The sequence below is a fragment of the Actinomadura sp. ATCC 39365 genome, assembly GCF_054392275.1.
The window spans coordinates 493,556-511,486 of record NZ_CP184335.1; the positions used below are offsets into that span (position 1 = coordinate 493,556).

16 protein-coding genes and 2 pseudogenes are annotated in these 17,931 nt (G+C 70.0%); 13 read left to right on the forward strand and 5 right to left on the reverse strand.

Features of this window, described 5'->3' with window-relative positions:
• Window positions 1-107 precede the first annotated feature (107 nt).
• The 3 genes from ACNF49_RS02735 to ACNF49_RS02745 all read left to right on the forward strand — a co-directional run bounded on the left by ACNF49_RS02735 (window position 108) and on the right by ACNF49_RS02745 (window position 2,376).
• On the forward strand, window positions 108-371 hold the full coding sequence (locus ACNF49_RS02735) for a hypothetical protein (RefSeq protein WP_482942696.1): 264 nt from the start codon (window positions 108-110) through the stop codon (window positions 369-371).
• Window positions 372-520: 149 nt separating this feature from the next.
• A complete protein-coding gene (locus ACNF49_RS02740) occupies window positions 521-1,951 on the forward strand; it encodes a replication initiator (RefSeq protein ID WP_482942697.1) in 1,431 nt (476 codons plus the stop codon).
• Between the two features lie 287 nt (window positions 1,952-2,238).
• Window positions 2,239-2,376, forward strand: a complete 138-nt coding sequence (locus ACNF49_RS02745) for a hypothetical protein (RefSeq protein WP_482942698.1) — start codon at window positions 2,239-2,241, stop codon at window positions 2,374-2,376.
• Window positions 2,377-2,446: 70 nt separating this feature from the next.
• Here the strand turns inward: ACNF49_RS02745 and ACNF49_RS02750 are convergent, their stop codons facing one another.
• Window positions 2,447-4,036 carry a recombinase family protein gene (locus tag ACNF49_RS02750; RefSeq protein WP_482942699.1) on the reverse strand — a complete coding sequence of 530 codons (1,590 nt, stop codon included), beginning with the start codon at window positions 4,034-4,036 and terminating at the stop codon, window positions 2,447-2,449.
• A 48-nt stretch (window positions 4,037-4,084) separates the two neighbouring features.
• On the opposite strand from ACNF49_RS02750, the gene ACNF49_RS02755 reads away from it, so the two are divergent.
• Both ACNF49_RS02755 and ACNF49_RS02760 read left to right on the forward strand, forming a co-directional pair.
• Complete coding sequence (locus ACNF49_RS02755; RefSeq protein ID WP_482942700.1) at window positions 4,085-4,876, forward strand: ATP-binding cassette domain-containing protein; 792 nt, start codon at window positions 4,085-4,087, stop codon at window positions 4,874-4,876.
• Entirely contained in the window at window positions 4,873-5,616 is a 744-nt protein-coding gene (locus ACNF49_RS02760) for an ABC transporter permease (RefSeq protein WP_482942701.1), read from the forward strand. The genes ACNF49_RS02755 and ACNF49_RS02760 overlap by 4 nt, the downstream gene beginning before the upstream one ends.
• A gap of 26 nt (window positions 5,617-5,642) precedes the next feature.
• On the opposite strand, the gene proC is transcribed toward ACNF49_RS02760, so the two are convergent.
• Window positions 5,643-6,437 carry a pyrroline-5-carboxylate reductase gene (gene proC, locus ACNF49_RS02765; RefSeq protein WP_352357328.1) on the reverse strand — a complete coding sequence of 265 codons (795 nt, stop codon included), beginning with the start codon at window positions 6,435-6,437 and terminating at the stop codon, window positions 5,643-5,645.
• Window positions 6,438-6,476: 39 nt separating this feature from the next.
• Window positions 6,477-7,358 (reverse strand): proline dehydrogenase family protein, encoded by an 882-nt coding sequence (locus tag ACNF49_RS02770; RefSeq protein WP_482942702.1) that lies wholly within the window; start codon window positions 7,356-7,358, stop codon window positions 6,477-6,479.
• 81 nt (window positions 7,359-7,439) lie between these two features.
• On the opposite strand from ACNF49_RS02770, the gene ACNF49_RS02775 reads away from it, so the two are divergent.
• The 7 genes and pseudogenes from ACNF49_RS02775 (at window position 7,440) to ACNF49_RS02805 (ending at window position 15,606) form a co-directional block, all read left to right on the forward strand.
• Window positions 7,440-7,883, forward strand: a complete 444-nt coding sequence (locus tag ACNF49_RS02775) for a hypothetical protein (RefSeq protein WP_482942703.1) — start codon at window positions 7,440-7,442, stop codon at window positions 7,881-7,883.
• 253 nt (window positions 7,884-8,136) lie between these two features.
• Window positions 8,137-10,008 carry a molecular chaperone DnaK gene (gene dnaK, locus ACNF49_RS02780; protein ID WP_358290341.1) on the forward strand — a complete coding sequence of 624 codons (1,872 nt, stop codon included), beginning with the start codon at window positions 8,137-8,139 and terminating at the stop codon, window positions 10,006-10,008.
• Window positions 10,008-10,607: a nucleotide exchange factor GrpE gene (grpE, locus tag ACNF49_RS02785; RefSeq protein WP_357966251.1), complete on the forward strand. Its 600-nt coding sequence runs from the start codon at window positions 10,008-10,010 to the stop codon at window positions 10,605-10,607. Before dnaK ends, grpE begins: the two co-directional genes overlap by 1 nt.
• 21 nt (window positions 10,608-10,628) lie before the next feature.
• A pseudogene (gene dnaJ / locus ACNF49_RS02790) lies at window positions 10,629-11,809 on the forward strand (molecular chaperone DnaJ).
• A gap of 3 nt (window positions 11,810-11,812) precedes the next feature.
• Window positions 11,813-12,136 (forward strand): annotated as a pseudogene (locus ACNF49_RS02795) (heat shock protein transcriptional repressor HspR); the annotation flags it as partial.
• Window positions 12,137-12,166: 30 nt separating this feature from the next.
• Entirely contained in the window at window positions 12,167-14,737 is a 2,571-nt protein-coding gene (gene clpB, locus ACNF49_RS02800; protein WP_482942704.1) for an ATP-dependent chaperone ClpB, read from the forward strand.
• A 185-nt stretch (window positions 14,738-14,922) separates the two neighbouring features.
• Window positions 14,923-15,606, forward strand: coding sequence for a hypothetical protein (locus tag ACNF49_RS02805; protein ID WP_357966245.1), 684 nt, complete (start codon window positions 14,923-14,925; stop codon window positions 15,604-15,606).
• Between the two features lie 152 nt (window positions 15,607-15,758).
• Here the strand turns inward: ACNF49_RS02805 and ACNF49_RS02810 are convergent, their stop codons facing one another.
• Window positions 15,759-16,289 carry a tetratricopeptide repeat protein gene (locus tag ACNF49_RS02810; RefSeq protein WP_352319079.1) on the reverse strand — a complete coding sequence of 177 codons (531 nt, stop codon included), beginning with the start codon at window positions 16,287-16,289 and terminating at the stop codon, window positions 15,759-15,761.
• A 185-nt stretch (window positions 16,290-16,474) separates the two neighbouring features.
• Here ACNF49_RS02810 and ACNF49_RS02815 point away from each other — a divergent pair, with 185 nt between their 5' ends.
• Complete coding sequence (locus ACNF49_RS02815) at window positions 16,475-16,822, forward strand: hypothetical protein (RefSeq protein ID WP_482942705.1); 348 nt, start codon at window positions 16,475-16,477, stop codon at window positions 16,820-16,822.
• A gap of 191 nt (window positions 16,823-17,013) precedes the next feature.
• On the opposite strand, the gene ACNF49_RS02820 is transcribed toward ACNF49_RS02815, so the two are convergent.
• Window positions 17,014-17,604: a TetR/AcrR family transcriptional regulator gene (locus tag ACNF49_RS02820; protein ID WP_387652033.1), complete on the reverse strand. Its 591-nt coding sequence runs from the start codon at window positions 17,602-17,604 to the stop codon at window positions 17,014-17,016.
• Window positions 17,605-17,931 lie beyond the last annotated feature (327 nt).

The following is a 17,931-nucleotide window of genomic DNA, read 5'->3' on the forward strand; positions in this document are numbered from 1 at the left end:
ACAAGTAGGGGAAGCGCACGACGGGGGCCGGAAAACCTGAGTGGGGACGCAGGGGCCGGGCGAGGGGCCGACGGGCGAGAGATCACAACGGGAGAGGACGTAGCACGATGAAGATCTGGGTCATGGGGGAAGAACTCGCACCGGTAGAGATCAGCGAAGAGTACGCGGCTCAGAGGTTCGTGGCATGGCTGTTCGGCGCGGGCCGGGCGGAGCTGGAACACACCCTCAAGACGTTCGCGCACACCCCATGGAAGACCGGGGGCCTGGGCGCGACGACGGTGGACGGTCCGGCCGACCTGGAAGCCCTGGCGCGGGTAGTGCAAACCCGCTGGAACCCGCTGACGGTCCCTGAGCAGCGACGCGCGCAGTAGCCGGGAGCGTCCGGGGCGGCGGTGAGGCTCCGGGCACCGGTCGGGGGATCTGCGCACATGACCAAAGAGGCGGGCCGTGGGGACCCGCCTCTTTGCGTTCCCGGACACAGCATGCGGAACGGAGTGATCAGATGATGAGGACACAGACAGTGCTCGGGCAGATCCTTGCCCGGGTGGCCGATGACGACCAATACCGGCGCTGGACCGGGCAAGTGGACCGGGCCGGGTACTGCGTGCGGCCGGTACAACTGGCCGGGTCGGCAACGACGGTGAACGCGGCAACAGGTGAGGTGGAAGCCTCCTACTCCAGTTCGGGCGAGCCGGGCGGGGTGCTGCTGGTGGCGTGCAAGGATCGCCGGGAGAGCGTGTGTCCGCCGTGCGCGGCCCGCTACCGCTCCGATGCCTGGCACGTGTTCGCCGGTGGGGTGTCCCGGGCGCTGCCTGCCCCTGACAGCGATGCGGCCGGGAGTCCGCTGGTGCTGGCCACCTTCACCGCTCCGAGCTTCGGCCGGGTGCATGCGGCCCGTGATGGCGGCGTCTGCCGGGCGGTTCGGGCTGGCCGACGTGACGGGGGCCGGGGCGCGCGGGTGTGCGAGCACGGCAGGCCGCTGTGGTGCACGGCACGGCACACTCCTGGGGATGGCATGGTGGGCGCTCCGCTGTGTACCGACTGCGCGGACCTGACCGGGCTGGTGCTGTGGAACGCCCACGTTGGGGAGCTGTGGCGGCGCACGGTCATCTACGCCTACCGGGCGCTGGCCGCGCTGGCTCCGGCGCTCGGCGGTCGGCCGGTCGGCGTCCGCCAGATCCGGGAGCTGTTGCGGCTGAGCTACGTCAAGGTCACGGAGTTTCAGAAGCGGGGCGTCGTTCATCTTCACGTGCTGGCCCGCCTGGATGGCGTCAACCCTGACGACCCTGACGCGCTGGTTCCCGCTCCGGCGTGGGCCGGGGTGGAGCTGCTGACGGCGGCGCTCAAGCAGGCTGGGGCGCGGGCGAGCGTGCCGCTTCCGGTGGTGGACGGCAAGACGGCCGCCATGGCTCGGTGGGGCAGTCAGCTCGACGTGCGGCCGGTCCGGGCCAGTGAGGTGGACGGCGCGCGGGTCGCCGGGTACCTGGCCAAGTACGCGACCAAGACCGTCTCCGACTCTGTGAGCGGTCTTCCGGCGTCCCGGCCACGGGGCGACGATCCCGACATGGCGGGGGCACGCGCGGTCCCGGCTCACGTGGTGGCGCTGACCGATGCGGTTCGCAGGCTGGCGCGGCTGGCCACCTGCCGGACCCTGCGCCTTGCCCGGCACGTGCACACGCTGGGCTTTCGGGGGCACGTGACGTCCAAGAGCCGCCGCTACTCCACCACGTTCGCCGCGCTGCGCGAGGGGCGGCGGGCCTGGCGTCAGGCGCGGGCTCGTGAGCGTGACCCGTGGGCGCATGAGCGGGACGGCACTGAGTGTGTGGTGGTGGGTGACTGGCGTATCGCCGGGGTCGGCTACCGGACGCTGGGTGACCGGGTGCTGGCCGAAGTACTCGGGCGGGAACATCGTCAAGCACGCGAGGCGCAACGCCTGGGGCTGACGGCGTGAGGGTCGCCGACGCTTCCGCCGGCACTTGCGGCGAGGCTGCGACCTGGGAAAACGCGCCGAAGGCACGATAGAAAGCTGTTGGGGTTGGCCCTTCTTCCCCGGCTGTCCACCTGTGTGTGATCTACGGTGCTCAACCTGCACCGTGGGCGGGTGGGTGGGCTGCCCGGCCGCTGCCAGACAGCACCTTAAAACGATCATGCGGGCGGTCGTCCGCTCCTTCGGCATGGGCGCGTGAGGCTCGGCCGTGGGGTGCTGCGGCGCTGCTCGCTCGGGGTGAGGCGGCAGGGATGGACACGACAGACAGACGAGATGATCAGGAATTAGCCGCGATCAGCGAGGATGACGAGATCACGGCCATGGTCCGGGACTGGCCACCGTTGACCGAAAGCCAGCGTGAGCGGCTTGCGCTGCTGCTGCTGGTGTAGGTGGTGCCTGGTGACAGCGATGCGCCCCCGGTCCGGCACGCATGCACTGCGGGGGCGCAAGCCGGGGCGATCAGGCGGCCAACGCGGGCGGAGTCTGGGTCGGCTTCTTCGGCGTGGTGATCACACACTGGGCGATCGGCACATTGCGGCGGCGATCGATAGGAACCAACCGGACCGTGACCAACAGTCGGATGATCTCGCGCTTGCGGCCCAAAGACAGGCCATCCCACGTGCGTTGCGCGTCGTCGGTGGTGATGAACTCGGCCAACGGGCTGTTGGTGGTGGCCTGGCGCAAGGTCTCGCGAATCTCCTCGATCCGGGTCATGGCGGCGGCGATAGCGGCATCCCCGGTCTCCTCGTCCCACTTGCCGAGCGCGACCTTACGGGCGGCGTCCTTCTTGGCCTGGGTCAGCGTAACGATCTCCTCGCGCAACGCGGGCACGTCAGCCTCCACGTGCGCCGGGAGAAGATCCCGGATGTCGTCGCGGGACAGACGCTTGACCACCACGCGCTCCACGCGGGCATCGACCTCCGACGCCACCGCCATGCAATGGCCCTTGGTGCGGCACCGGTAGACCGGCACGCCCTGAGAGTTGTTGCGCACCGTGCACACGGTGCCGTCGTCGCAGCGGTCACACTCGGCGATCACGGACGTAAGCCACTTGGGTGTGTTCCCCGGGCTCGTCTTGCGGGTCGGGTCCGCGTACATGGCGATGATCGCTTGGCGCGTGTCATCGGGAATGATCGGCTCGTAGGCGTCCCTGCGGATGATCTCGCCGTTGTAGACGGCGTGGCCTGCGGTGCGGGGGTGGGTCAAGATCTGCTTGATGGTGCGGGAGTTCCATCGGCTCTGCTCGATGACCTTGCCGTTGCGCTTGACTATCCGGCCGTCCTTCTGGCTGACGGTCTGCACGCCGCGTTCGTTCAGATCGGCGATGATCTGATCTACCGGGACCCCTGCCAGGATGTCCTTTGCCCACCTGCGGATTTCTGCGGCTTCCTCCGGGTTGTGCTGGGTCATGTCCAGGACGGGGCGGTCTTCGTAGACGCGCTCCATGGTGGGCGCTTTCGGGTTGATGCACACCGCCCGTACGCGGCCGGTGTCCACTCCCCAGCCGAACGGGCGCACGCCCCCGCCGTAGTCGCCGTTGCGGGCCTGGCGCTTGCGGGCCAACGCCACACGCTCGCCACGCTCGCCGGACTCGTACTCGCCTTCGTTGGTGTCGTTGATCAGATCCCGGCGGCCCTGAGGCTTGTTCAGGTTGTACTCACCGCCGCGCGCCACGCTGAACAGTCGCACCCTGTTAGCGCGGGCAATCTTGATGAACTCCACCACTTCCTCGACCTTGCGGTGCAGCCGCTTGGCGTGCCAGATGATGATCACGGCGATTCTGCCCGCCTGCATGTCGGCCAGCATGCGCCGGTAGTCGGGGCGCTCTACGTCCTGGTAGGCCGACACGTCGTTGTCGCTGTAGGTGTGCTGGATCTCGCCCAAGTCGAACTCGTCGGCAAGGTCCTGGTTCTCGTCGTGCTGGCTGCCCACTCCGGCACCGGTCTTGGCCTTGTCCAGGCTCTTACGGGTGTAGTCCACCAACCAACGGGCCTGTTCCTCAGCCGTGCTGCTGGCCGTTCGTCCTGTGGCCGTCCCGGGCTTGCCCATGGTTCCCGTCCCTTCGCTTTGCCCGTTTGCGGTGGTTCTACTTCGATTATGTGCCCCAAACCCGTAGTCGGGAAGTCCACGACCATGCGCATGATCCTCGGCCTCGACCGGCCCTCGGGCGGGTCCGTGCTGGTGGACGGGCGGCCGTACCAGGAGCATCGGCACCCGCTGCGCAAGGTGGGCGCGCTGCTGGACGCCAAGGCCGTGCACGGCGGCCGCAGCGCCCGCAACCACCTGCTGGCCATCGCCCAGAGCAACGGCATCCCGGCGAGCCGGGTGAACGAGGTGCTGGAGGCCGTCGGCCTGCGCGAGGTGGCGCGGCGCCGGATCGGCGGCTTCTCGCTGGGCATGTCGCAGCGCCTGGGCATCGCGGCCGCGTTGCTCGGCGACCCCGAGATCCTGCTCTTCGACGAGCCGGTCAACGGGCTCGACCCCGAGGGCATCCTGTGGATCCGCACGTTCATGCGCAAGCTGGCCGCCGAAGGGCGGACGGTGTTCGTCTCCAGCCACCTCATGAGCGAGATGGCCCAGACGGCCGACCACCTGATCGTGATCGGCCGGGGGCGGCTGATCGCCGACACGAGCGTGCAGGAGTTCATCGGGCGCAGCTCGCAGGGCTACGTACGGGTGCGCTCCCCGCGCCTGGCCGAGGTCGCCGACCTGGTCAAGGTGGGCGACCTGTACCCGGACCACCTGCGCGTCACCGCGATGAGCACGCTGGAGATCGGCACCCTGACCGCTCGGGCCGGGATTCCCCTGGAGGAGCTGACGTTCGTGCAGCCCTCGCTCGAAGCGGCGTACATGGAGCTCACCAAGGACAGTGTGGAGTACTCGTCATGACCGACATCCTGATGTCCGAGTGGACCAAGATCCGTTCGGTGCGTTCGACGGTGTGGACACTCGCCGTCACCGCCCTGCTCCTGATCGGCCTCGGCGGGCTCCTGTCGGTCGCGTCCAAGGCCACGGCCGACGGGCGGCCCATCACCGGTGACCAGGCCGTCATGACGAGCCTGACCGGCATCATGTTCGCCTCGCTGTCCATGGCCACGCTGGGCGTGCTGGTGATCTCCAGCGAGTACCGGACCGGCGGCATCCGCACGTCGCTGCTGGCCGTGCCGAGGCGGATGAAGCTGCTCGCCGGCAAGATCGTGGTGTTCACCGTGACGGCGCTGGTCGTCTGCACGGTCGCGGCCGCCGCCGCGGTGGCCGTCGGCCTGGCGATCCTCCGGCCGGGCTCGGTCGACCTGGGCACCGCGGCGCAGTCGGTGTTCGGGGCCGGGCTCTACCTCACCGCCTGCGGCCTGTTCGGGCTGGGGCTCGGCACGCTGATCCGGCACACGCCGGGCGCGATCGTCTCGGCCATCGCGCTGATGATGGTGCTGCCGCAGCTCACCAGCGCGCTGCCCGGCCAGTGGGGGAAGACCGTCTCCGACCACTTCACCACCAACGCCGGCCTGGAGATCGTGCTGGACCAGCCCGGGAACCCGCTGGGGCCGTGGAGCGGGCTCGGCGTCTACGCGCTGTGGGTCGCCGTCGCGGTGGTGGCGGGGGGCGTCCTCATGCAGCGGCGGGACGCCTGAGCACGACTGGCTCCCCCGGCCGCCGGTCAGCCCGAGGCGAGCTGGCGCCCCCGGTCGCGGGCGGCCTCGATGGCGGCCAGGAAGGCGGCACGCACGCTGTGGCGCTCCAGCTCGGCGATGGCCGCGATCGTGGTGCCGCCCGGCGAGGTGACGGCCTCCCGCAGGATCACCGGGTGCTCCCCGGAGTCGCGCAGCATCACGGCCGCGCCGACGATCGACTGGGTGACCATGTCGAGCGCGGCGGCCCGCGGCATGCCGAGCAGGATGCCCGCGTCGACCATGGCCTCGACCAGGTAGAAGAAGTAGGCGGGGCCGCTGCCGGACAGCGCGGTCGCGGCGTCCTGCTGGGACTCGGGGATGCGCAGCACCTTGCCGACCGGCTTGAGCAGGCCCTCGGTGAGCTTGAGGTGCTCCTCGCCGGCGTGCGCGCCCGCCGAGATCACGCTCATCGCCTCGTCGAACTTGATCGGCGTGTTGGACATGACCCGGACCACCGGCACCTCGACGCCGAGCCGCTGCTCCACGAACGCTGTGGTGATGCCGGCCGCCGCCGTGATGACCAGGCGGTCGGCCGGGACGTAGGGGGCGATCTCGGCCAGCAGGGTCGCCATGTCCTGGGGCTTGACGGCCAGGATCAGGGTGTCGGCCGACTTGGCCGCCTCGGCGTTGTCGACCGTGCGCACGCCGTAGGTCTCGCGCAGCGCCTGCGCCCGCTCAGGACGGCGGCTGGTCGCCATGATGTCGCCCGGCTTGAACCCGGCGCGCAGCAGCCCGGACAGCAGGGCCTCGCCCATCTTGCCGGTGCCCAGAATCGCGATCATCTCGACCTCTCGAAGGGGAACGGACGCCGGCCCAGCCTACTAGCCCCGCGACAGCAGCGATCTGAGGAAGAACGCCAGGTTGCGGGGGCGTTCTGCCAGGCGGCGCATGAGGTAGGCGTACCAGTCGGCGCCGTACGGGACGTACACGCGTACCTGGCCGCCGAGGCCGGCCAGGCGGCGCTGCTCGCCGGGGCGCACGCCGTACAACATCTGGTACTCGAAGCCGTTCACGTCGCGGCCGTCGAGCACGGCCAGGGTGGAGGCGATCTGGATCATCCTGGGGTCGTGCGTGGCGATCATGGGGTAGCCGGTGCCCGCCATGAGGATCTTGAGGCAGCGGACGAACGAGCGGTCGACGTCGGCCGGCCTGTTGTAGGCGCCGGGGGCGGTGTAGGCGCCCTTGCAGAGCCGTACGCGGGCGCCGACCAGCTTCTCGCAGCGTTCGAGCGCGTCGGGCAGGTACGCCTGGACCACGATCCCGACGTCGGGATGCTCCTTGCGCAGGGTGGCGTGCACGAAGTGCAGGCCACCGACCGTGTCGTGCTCCTCGGCGTCGAGCGTGACCGTGATGCCGCGGGCGGCCGCCGCCTCGCAGATGGTGGCCGCGTTGTCGAGCGCGACCTGCTCCGACAGCCGCAGCCCGAGCGCGGTCAGCTTGACCGAGGCGTCGCCGCCCGGCGGCAGCCGGTCGAGGAGCGACAGGTACTCGCGCACGGCCGCCTCGGCCTGTCCCCTGTCGGTCACCTCTTCGCCCAGGTGGTCGACGGTCACGAGGAGGCCCTCGTGGGTCAGCCCGCGGATGACCTCGCCGACGTCGTCGGCGACGTATCGCTTGACCACGTCCCTGGTCAGCGGCGATGTGGTGATGACGCGTTCGGCGCGTTCGCTCTTGGAGACGGCGAGCATTGCCTGACGGAGCACGTGACCCACACTAACCGCCCACTTCCCGGGTATAACGCTGAACCGCGGACCTGCCCTTTTCGTCCTATAGATATGCGCACAATGACGACAGCGACTCTTCTCGCCGGTTCTCTGGTGCTCGCGACGAGTTGTGCCACATCGCCGCCGGCCGCCCGTCCGGGGCCGCAGGCGCCCGTCGAGCACACCGTGACGCCGGTCACCACCGCCCCCACCAAGGCCCCCGAGCCGGTCAAGCCCACCGGCGACGCCATCAACGTGCACAAGGTCCGCTGGACCAAGGCCGCGTCCGTCGCCCGCGGCAGGCAGGTCAGGCTCACCTGGTGGTCGGGGGTGGAGCCGTGCACCGTGCTGGACAGGGTCAAGGTCAAGGAGACCGCCAAGAAGGTCACCATCACCCTGTACGAGGGCACGTCCCCCAAGGCCAAGAACGTCTCCTGCATCATGCTGGCCCTGGAGAAGACCACGACCGTCAAGCTCAAGCACCCCCTCGCCAAGCGCAAGCTCGTGGACGGCGCCAAGCCCTGAGCCGGACGTTCACTCGGCCGCCCTCCTCCTGACCACGTGTCGAGGTGGGCGGCTTACTCATGCCGGTGGAACCGCCGGGCGTCCGCCCCCGTTACGCCTGATGTGTGGAATCACGCCGGTTATCGCCCCAGTTCGTGGGAATGCTGACGCGCTCATCGGGGTTGAGTCGGGTAGGCTCAAGTCGTTTGACAAAGACGACACGAATCCGTAGCTTGAGTCCAACCGACTCAACTTTGACTACAAGGACGTACTCATGGCACGTGCGGTAGGTATCGACCTTGGGACGACCAACTCCGTCGTCTCGATCCTCGAGGGCGGTGAGCCCACCGTCATCGCCAACGCGCAGGGCTCGCGGACCACGCCGTCCGTGGTCGCCTTCGCGAAGAACGGCGAGGTCCTCGTGGGCGAGGTCGCCAAGCGGCAGGCCGTCACCAACGTTGACCGGACGATCCGCTCGGTCAAGCGCGAGATGGGCACCAACTGGTCCCAGGAGATCGACGGCAAGAAGTTCTCCCCTCAGCAGATCAGCGCCTTCGTGCTGCAGAAGCTGAAGCAGGACGCCGAGGCGTACCTGGGCGAGAAGATCACCGATGCGGTGGTCACCGTCCCGGCGTACTTCAACGACGCCCAGCGCCAGGCCACCAAGGAGGCCGGCACGGTCGCGGGCCTCAACGTTCTGCGCATCATCAACGAGCCGACCGCCGCGGCCCTCGCCTACGGGCTCGACAAGGAGCAGGACCAGACGATCCTGGTCTTCGACCTCGGCGGCGGCACCTTCGACGTCTCGCTGCTCGACGTCGGCCAGGAGGACGGCCACGGCTTCGTCGAGGTCAAGGCCACCTCCGGCGACAACCACCTCGGTGGCGACGACTGGGACCAGCGCGTCGTCGACGAGCTGGTCAAGCGCTTCCAGAACGCCCACGGCGTCGACCTCGCCAAGGACAAGATGGCCCTCCAGCGCCTGCGTGAGGCCGCGGAGAAGGCCAAGATCGAGCTGTCCAGCCAGGCCGAGACCAACATCAACCTGCCCTACATCACCGCTTCCTCCGAGGGCCCGCTGCACCTCGACGAGAAGCTGACCAGGGCCGAGTTCCAGCGCCTGACGGCCGACCTGCTCGAGCGGACCAAGGGCCCGTTCCACCAGGTCATCAAGGACGCCGGCATCAAGGTCTCCGACATCGCGCACGTGGTGCTCGTCGGCGGCTCGACCCGCATGCCCGCCGTCACCGAGCTCGTCCGCGAGCTGACCGGCGGCAAGGAGCCCAACAAGGGCGTCAACCCCGACGAGGTCGTCGCCATCGGCGCCGCTCTCCAGGCCGGCGTGCTCAAGGGTGAGGTCAAGGACGTCCTCCTGCTCGACGTGACCCCGCTGTCGCTGGGCATCGAGACCAAGGGCGGCATCTTCACCAAGATCATCGAGCGCAACACGACGATCCCGACCAAGCGCTCGGAGGTCTTCACCACGGCCGAGGACAACCAGCCGTCGGTGCAGATCCAGGTCTACCAGGGCGAGCGCGAGATCGCCTCGTACAACAAGAAGCTGGCCACCTTCGAGCTGACCGGCATCGCCCCGGCGCCGCGCGGCATCCCGCAGATCGAGGTCACCTTCGACATCGACGCCAACGGCATCGTCAACGTCTCCGCCAAGGACCTGGGCACGGGCAAGGAGCAGACGATGACCATCACCGGCGGCTCCGCGCTGCCGAAGGACGACATCGAGCGCATGATGCGCGAGGCCGAGTCGTACGCCGAGGAGGACAAGAAGCGCCGCGAGGAGGCCGAGGTCCGCAACAACGCGGACGGTCTGGCCTACCAGACGGAGAAGTTCCTCCGCGAGAACGACGACAAGGTCCCCGGCGACATCAAGACCGAGGTCAACGACGCCCTGTCCGAGCTGAAGAAGGCTCTTGAGGGCACCGACACCGACGTCATCCGCACCTCCGCGGAGAAGCTCGCCACGGTCAGCCAGAAGATGGGCTCGGCCATCTACGCCGCCAGCCAGGGCCAGCAGGCCGGCCCCGAGGGCGCTCCGCAGGACGCCTCGGCCGGTCAGGGCGCCAAGGCCGACGACGACGTGGTCGAGGCCGAGATCGTCGACGAAGACCAGCCGAAGAAGGACCAGTGATGCCGGCGCGCGACAACGGGCACGAGGAGCCGGTGATCCGCGACAAGCGCAAGATCGACCCGGAGACGGGCGAGGTTCGGGAGACCTCGGGCGAGCAGCCCGAGGCGCCCGCCGAGCAGGCGCCGGCGGCGGCCCACGACGGTGAGCTGGCGGCCCAGCTCGCCGAGCGGACCGCCGACCTCCAGCGCCTCCAGGCGGAGTACACGAACTACCGCAGAAGGGTCGAGCGCGACAGGGTCGCGGTCCGCGAGCAGGCCGTCGCCGGCGCGCTGACCGAGCTTCTCCCCGTGCTCGACGACATCGGACGGGCCCGTGACCACGGCGAGCTGACCGGTGGCTTCGCGAAGGTGGCGGAGTCGCTGGAGTCGGTGCTCACCAAGCTGGGCCTCAGCGCCTACGGCCAGAAGGGCGACCCGTTCGACCCGACGGTCCACGAGGCGCTGATGCACAGCTACTCGCCCGACGTCACCGAGCCCACCGCGATCGAGGTGCTGCAGCCCGGTTACCGCATGGGTGAGCGGGTGCTGCGCCCGGCGCGGGTGGCGGTGGCCGAGCCCGAGGACGCTCCTCCCGCGTCCAATGACGACGAAGCAAACTGACAAAAGGACGAAGGGCCGTAGATGAGCACCAAGGACTACCTGGAAAAGGACTACTACGCCGTCCTTGGTGTGCCCAAGACCGCCACCGCCGACGAGATCAAGAAGGCGTACCGGAAGCTGGCCAGGCAGTACCACCCGGACACCAACCAGGGCGACGCCGCCAAGGAGACCAAGTTCAAGGAGGTCTCGGAGGCGTACGACATCCTGTCCGACGGCAAGCGCCGCAAGGAGTACGACGAGGCGCGCACGCTGTTCGGGTCCGGGGTGGGCGGTCAGCGCCCCGGCGGTGGCGGTTTCCCGTTCGACTTCGGCGACCTGTTCGGCGGCACCGCCGGCCAGCAGGGCGGGGGCGCCGGTGAGCGGCTCGGCGACCTGTTCGGCGGGCTGTTCAACCGCGGTGGGGCGGGGGGCTCCACCCGCACGACGAGCGCCACCAGACCGCGCCGCGGCCAGGACGTCGAGTCCGAGGTCACGCTCTCGTTCACCGAGGCCGTCGAGGGCACCACGGTGTCGCTCAGGCTGACCAGCTCGGCCGCCTGCACCGCGTGCAGCGGCACCGGCGCCAAGGCGGGCACGACCCCCGGGTCTGTCCCACCTGCGAGGGCACCGGCGCGGCCAGCCGCAACCTGGGCAACTTCGCCTTCTCCGAGCCCTGCCGCGACTGCAAGGGCCGCGGGCTGCTCGTGGACGACCCCTGCCCCGTGTGCGAGGGCAACGGCCGGGCCAAGAGCACCCGCACGATCCAGGCCAGGATCCCCGCCGGCGTGGCCGACGGGCAGCGGGTCAAGCTCAAGGGCAAGGGCGCGCCGGGCGAGAACGGCGGCCCGGCCGGCGACCTCTACATCCTGACGCACGTCAAGCCGCACCACGTGTTCGGCCGGACGGGCGACAACCTCACGATCACGGTTCCCGTGACGTTCTCGGAGGCCGCGCTGGGCGCCGAGATCAAGGTGCCGACCCTCAAGGGCATGCCGGTGACCCTGCGCGTCCCGGCGGGCACGCCCAACGGCCGCACGTTCCGCGTGCGGGGCAGGGGCGTCACCCGCAAGGACGGCACCAAGGGTGACCTGCTCGCCAGCGTCGAGGTGCTCGTGCCGAAGACGCTCGACGACAAGTCGCGCGAGCTCCTCAACGAGTTCAACACCGCGACCGCGGGCGACGACCCGCGCGCCGATCTCATTCAGCGAGCCAGAAGCGAGTAGCCGATGGACGCCAACTATTTCGACCTGTCCGACGACACGCCTGTTTATGTGATTTCGGTGGCCGCGCAGCTCTCCGGGCTCCACCCGCAGACGCTGCGCCAGTACGACCGGCTCGGCCTGGTCAGCCCGGGCCGCACCGCCGGGCGCGGCCGCCTCTACTCCACAAGAGACATCATCCAGCTCCGCGAGGTCCAGCGACTCTCCCAGGAGGAGGGCATCAACCTCGCGGGCATCAAGCGGATCCTCGAGCTCGAGAACGAAGCTCTGCGGCTGCGTGAGGAGGTTCACCGCCTGCGCGCCGAGATGCGGATGGTCAGGGCGCTGATCCGCTACGAGCTGCCACCGGGGGCCTAGGTTATGGACTACAAGCTCACCCAGAAGAGCCAGGAAGCTCTCTCGGGTGCCATGCGGCGCGCCGCCGCCGAGGGCAACCCGGAGATCTCTCCGGCCCATCTGCTCTCCACGCTGCTCTCCCAGACGGGCGGCACGGCCGTGCCGCTGCTCGAAGCGGTCGGCGCCGACTGGCGCACGCTGCGGGCGCGCGTCGAGGAGCAGCTGGCGGCGCTGCCGAAGGCGCAGGGCGCGACAGTGGGCGCGCCGTCGAGCTCGCGGCAGCTCCTCACCGTCATGAACACCGCCGCCCAGCACGCCAACCGCCTCGAAGACCTCTATGTCTCGACCGAGCACCTGCTCGTCGGCCCGGCGGCCGACGGCGGCCCGATGGCCGAGCTGCTCAAGTCGCAGGGCGCGACCCCGCAGGCGCTGCTCGACGCCTTCGAGAAGGTACGCGGCCACGCCCGCGTCACCAGCGAGACGCCCGAGGACACCTACCAGGCGCTGGAGAAGTACGGCGTCGACCTGACCGAACGGGCCCGCGGCGGCGGCCTCGACCCGGTGATCGGCCGCGACTCGGAGATCCGCCGCGTGGTCCAGGTGCTCAGCCGCCGCACCAAGAACAACCCGGTGCTGATCGGCGAGCCCGGCGTCGGCAAGACCGCCGTCGTCGAGGGCCTGGCCCAGCGCATCGTGGCCGGCGACGTGCCCGAGTCGCTGCGCAACAAGCGGCTGATCTCGCTCGACCTGGGCGCGATGGTGGCCGGCGCCAAGTACCGCGGCGAGTTCGAGGAGCGTCTCAAGGCCGTACTCTCCGAGATCAAGGAGAGCAACGGGCAGATCGTGACGTTCATCGACGAGCTGCACACCGTCGTCGGCGCGGGGGCCGCCGAGGGCGCCATGGACGCCGGCAACATGCTCAAGCCCATGCTGGCCCGCGGCGAGCTGCGCATGATCGGCGCGACCACGCTCGACGAATACCGCGAGCGCATCGAGAAGGACCCCGCGCTGGAGCGCCGCTTCCAGCAGGTCTACGTGGGCGAGCCCACGGTCGAGGACACGATCGCGATCCTGCGCGGGCTCAAGGGCCGCTACGAGGCGCACCACCAGGTGCAGATCGCCGACGGCGCCCTGGTCGCCGCCGCCGCCCTGTCCGACCGCTACATCACCAACCGCTTCCTCCCCGACAAGGCCATCGACCTGGTCGACGAGGCCGCCTCGCGGCTGCGCATGGAGATCGACTCCCGTCCCGTGGAGATCGACCAGCTCCAGCGGAACGTCGACCGCATGAAGATGGAGGAGCTGGCCCTGACGAAGGAGACCGACGAGGCGTCGGTCCAGCGGCTCGACCGCCTGCGCCAGGAGCTGGCCGACCGCCAGGAGGAGCTCAACGCCCTCGTCGGCCGCTGGGAGCACGAGAAGGCCGGGCTCAACAAGGTCGGCGAGCTGAAGAAGCAGCTCGACGAGGCCAGGGGCGCGGCCGAGCGGGCCCAGCGCGACGGCGACTTCGAGGCCGCCTCCCGGCTCATGTACGCCGAGGTGCCCAGGCTGGAGCAGGCACTCCAGGCCGCCTCCGACGCCGCGCCGCCGGACAACGCCATGGTCAAGGAGGAGGTCGGCGCCGACGACATCGCCGAGGTCATCTCCTCCTGGACGGGCATCCCCGCCGGCCGCCTGCTGGAGGCCGAGACGGCCAAGCTGCTGCGGATGGAGGAGGAGCTGGGCCGGCGGCTCATCGGCCAGCAGCAGGCCGTACAGGCCGTCTCCGACGCCGTACGCCGCAGCCGGGCCGGCATCGCCGACCCCGACCGTCCCACGGGCTCGTTCCTGTTCCTCGGGCCGACCGGTGTGGGCAAGACCGAGCTGGCCAAGGCGCTGGCGGAGTTCCTGTTCGACGACGAGCGGGCGATGACCCGCATCGACATGAGCGAATACTCCGAGAAGCACAGCGTGGCCAGGCTCGTCGGCGCGCCTCCCGGCTACGTCGGCTACGAGGAGGGCGGCCAGCTCACCGAGGCCGTCCGGCGGCGGCCGTACACGGTGGTGCTGCTGGACGAGGTGGAGAAGGCGCACCCGGAGGTGTTCGACATCCTCCTCCAGGTGCTCGACGACGGACGGCTGACCGACGGCCAGGGCCGCACGGTCGACTTCCGCAACACGATCCTGATCCTGACCTCCAACATCGGCTCGCAGTTCCTGGTCGATCCGAAGCTGGAGAACGACGCCAAGCGCGAGGCCGTCATGGGGGCGGTGCGCGGCTCGTTCAAGCCGGAGTTCCTCAACCGGCTCGACGACGTCATCCTCTTCGACGCGCTCGGCTCCGAAGAGCTGGCCCAGATCGTCGACCTCCAGGTCGACCGCCTGGCCCGGCGCCTGTCCGACCGCCGGCTGACGCTGGAGGTCAGCCCGGCCGCCCGCGAATGGCTCTCGCTGACCGGCTACGACCCCCTGTACGGCGCCCGCCCGCTGCGCCGCCTGGTCCAGTCGGCCATCGGCGACAAGCTGGCCAAGGCCGTGCTGTCCGGCGAGATCGCCGACGGCGACAAGGTCAGGGTGGAGCTCGGCGACGACGAGCTGGTCATCCAGCGCGGCTGAGGCAGTGCCGTCGAGCCCGGAGATCCACCCGGATCTCCGGGCTCCGGCATGTCATGCCAGGGTCATATCCCGTCGCCGCGGGGTAAGGTTCCCGCCACCCTTCGGACAAGCCGCACGCGACCGGCCGGACACGTGGCTAGCTTCGGCGTTCGTCAGATCAGCGATTCCGATCAGAGGGACGTACGGTGTCATCTCGTAAGATCCGCAGCATCCTCACGGTGGCCGCTCTGACCGCGGGCGTCACCTGGCCGGTCGCCGGGCCTTCGGTGGCCGACACCTGCCGGCCGCGTGAGGCGGTCGCCTCGTACTGCGACGGCCACGCCAAGCTCCAGCTCAACGAGGGCAGGACGAACGGCCACCGGGTCGTCACCGAGGAGGTCGGCAAGCTGGCCATGGCCGCCGGTGACATGGCCAGGCGGCTCGGCCTGACGGGTCTGGCGGCCGCCAGGTCGGCCATGGGCCCGCTGGCCGACCTCGGCGGCGTCGGGGCGACGTGGGGCATGCCCTCGCTGAACAGCGCCTCGCCCGCGCTGTTCCCCGCGGCCGCCGGCAACAGCGGGATGCGTGACCTGGCGACCACGCTGCAGGTGCCCGCGCTGCCCGCACTCCCCGCGTTGCCGCCGGCGCCCGTCGCGGCCCGGGTGCCGACCGAGATGACGCTCGGCGAGCGGCCGACCGCCCCCGCTTCGGCCCGCGCCGCGAAGTCGCCGGGTCAGGCGCGGCAGCCGGTGCGTGAGGTCGGCGGCGATCTGATCTCGAACCTGCTGCCCAGGGCCGTCGAGGGCATCGAGGGCGCGTCGACGCTGCCCGGCGGCTACCCCGCCATCGACGGCTTCAGCCGCCTGCTGCCCGGTCTCGACCTGCACTGAGCCAATGTGTCCGGGCGCGGGTCGTGCCTGCCGCGCCCGGCTTCCTCAGCCGGAGGGGTCGTGGCCGCGCACTGTCGCGGCCCCTCCGGCCCCGCTTCGCGGGCACGCGACAAGCCGGGCCCCGCGCGGGGCCCGTCGGCCGGCCTCCGCGACTAGGAGACGAGCTCGTCGAGCTCGTCCTCCGGAAGGCCGAGGTCGACCCTGATGCGGTATCGCGTCCGCAGCAGCGCCACCTGCTCGGGGTCGCCCTCGTCGCAGCCCAGCACGGCCTGGGTGGCCCATTCGAGGCCGCCCCGCAGATCGCCGTAGGCGACCAGGGTCTCCGCGATGGTGTGGGCCGTCGCCGTGGAGACGTCGCCCTCCGCGCGGATGGTCTCGATGAGCTCCCGGGCCTCGTCGGGCCTTTCGAGCTCGAAGAGGGTGTCGGCGATGCCTGCGCGCGGGTCGAAGCCCGCGTCGCCGCCGTCCTCCACGGCGCGCTGGAAACACTCCATCGCGCGTGCGGGCTGTCCCGCCGCTCGCCACTCCTCGGCGGCGAGGACGAGGATGGACGCCCTGGAGACGTCGCCGGACGAATAACCGAGCGCGACGTCGTACAGCCGACTGGCCAAGGAACTGTGGTCGTCGGCCAGCAGGGCCTGCTCCAGCAGACGATCAAGGTGCTCTCGGGTCACATGCGCCACACCCGCGAGACTACCGAGCCGCCAGGCGCTTTGCCCGGTCAATGCGCATCGCCGGTCACATGCAAATTCGGCAACGTCTCGTCCAAGGCTGGTCACGCTGCGCGTGTCCGTGCAGGTCAGTGGGCATATACGGCATGCTTTGCGGTACGCGGGCGGAGGGGGCTGTAATGGGCATGTCTCGGCAGATGACCTTCACGCTGGCTTGCGCCGTCGTTCTCTCGGCTCTCGGGCCCGGCGTGGCGGGGTATCTCTCGGCCCGGCTGGAGGCGATCCGGACGGCCGAGCGCAACCTCCATGCGCTGCGGGCCAGGCTCGACGTCCGGCAGGCCCGGGACGTACGGCCGGTGTCGTTTCCGCTGCCCTGCCTGCGTACGCCGATGACGCCGCGCATCCAGCAGGTGCCCGCGACCGCGCTGGGCGACCGGCAACCCACCAGGCACCGGCACCGGGAGGCCGCGCCCCTGGTGCCCGAGTCGTGGCGGCGGGCCGCGTCCGGCGCCCAGCGGCCGGTCATCGCCGGTACGGCGCGGTGATCCGGCCGGCGACCACGGACCGCACGGCCCGGGCGAGCCCGAGCGCGACGCGGACCGGCCCACGCCTGTGGCGGGGATCGAAGGGGGCACTGCGCTTGAAGGCGGACGGCGGAAGATCGTACATCTTCACCTCGCGAAAGACCCGTGACGGACAGTGACGATCGCTCGTTGCTGTCATGCCCAGATCTCGGTCAGCGTCCCACCTCGCCCTCGGTCAGCACGTGCGGCGACCACGACTTGAGCTGACGCGACAGGAACCCCCGCACGAGGTGCTTGGCGGCGTCGATGATGTCGGGCGCGCCGGCGGGGTCGCGCCGGAAGGCCAGCTTGAGCACCGCGTCGCCGGCCTCGACCGCGACCAGCACGGCCAGGTCGAGCGTCTCGCTGTCGGCCAGCCCGAACTCTTTGAGCAGCAGGCCGCGCAGCCTGCCAGCGATGACCGTGTTGTTCTCGGAGTCGGAGTCGAGCAGGTTGAGGTCGACGACGTCGCCGAAGTGCAGGCTCCTGAAGCCGGGGACCGTGCGGTGCATGTCGACGTACTCGTCGATGATCGCATCGACGGCCTCCCACCAGCCGCGGTACTCCTCCTCCATGAACCGAAGGCCCACCCGTGCCACGAACTGCTCGACGTTGCGCCGGGTGAGCTCCTGGGTGATGGCCCGCTTGTCGGGGAAGAACTGGTAGACCGAACCGATCGCGACGCCTGCCCGCTCGGCTATGCGGGTGGTGGACAGGGCCTCGTAGCCGGTCTCGTCGAGGAGTTCGGCGCAGGCGTCGAGCATGCGCTCGACGCGCCGGGCGCTGCGGCGTTGGGCCGGCTGCCGCCGGAGAGCTTTGGGGTGGACGCAGTCATCATCCATTTGCGGCGAAGACACGGATTCATCTTCTCTCGTCTGCACGATCGTTACCTACTCATTTGCGGGATTTCTCGGACGGCTTCGCGTCGCGTCGCCCATGGCGAAATCCACGAGCCGGCATAACCGAATTTCCGCACTGGTCAGCGTGCCGAATGTGCACCGGCCCGCGGCCCGCGGCCCAGCGCGGACGGCCGGTGGCCCGGTGCCGCTCCCTGGGGATGCGGCCCTGGATAACAGGCCGCCGATGGTGTG

Coding starts and splice junctions, on each gene's coding strand:
- proC (WP_352357328.1), bottom strand. CDS start 6,437: ATGATCGCGATTCTGGGCACCGGCAAGATGGGCGAGGCCCTGCTGTCC.
- ACNF49_RS02750 (WP_482942699.1), bottom strand. CDS start 4,036: ATGGGCAAGCCCGGGACGGCCACAGGACGAACGGCCAGCAGCACGGCT.
- ACNF49_RS02735 (WP_482942696.1), top strand. CDS start 108: ATGAAGATCTGGGTCATGGGGGAAGAACTCGCACCGGTAGAGATCAGC.
- dnaK (WP_358290341.1), top strand. CDS start 8,137: ATGGCACGTGCGGTAGGTATCGACCTTGGGACGACCAACTCCGTCGTC.
- ACNF49_RS02815 (WP_482942705.1), top strand. CDS start 16,475: ATGACCTTCACGCTGGCTTGCGCCGTCGTTCTCTCGGCTCTCGGGCCC.
- ACNF49_RS02755 (WP_482942700.1), top strand. CDS start 4,085: ATGTGCCCCAAACCCGTAGTCGGGAAGTCCACGACCATGCGCATGATC.
- ACNF49_RS02820 (WP_387652033.1), bottom strand. CDS start 17,604: ATGCTCGACGCCTGCGCCGAACTCCTCGACGAGACCGGCTACGAGGCC.
- clpB (WP_482942704.1), top strand. CDS start 12,167: ATGGACTACAAGCTCACCCAGAAGAGCCAGGAAGCTCTCTCGGGTGCC.
- grpE (WP_357966251.1), top strand. CDS start 10,008: ATGCCGGCGCGCGACAACGGGCACGAGGAGCCGGTGATCCGCGACAAG.
- ACNF49_RS02775 (WP_482942703.1), top strand. CDS start 7,440: ATGACGACAGCGACTCTTCTCGCCGGTTCTCTGGTGCTCGCGACGAGT.
- ACNF49_RS02745 (WP_482942698.1), top strand. CDS start 2,239: ATGGACACGACAGACAGACGAGATGATCAGGAATTAGCCGCGATCAGC.
- ACNF49_RS02760 (WP_482942701.1), top strand. CDS start 4,873: ATGACCGACATCCTGATGTCCGAGTGGACCAAGATCCGTTCGGTGCGT.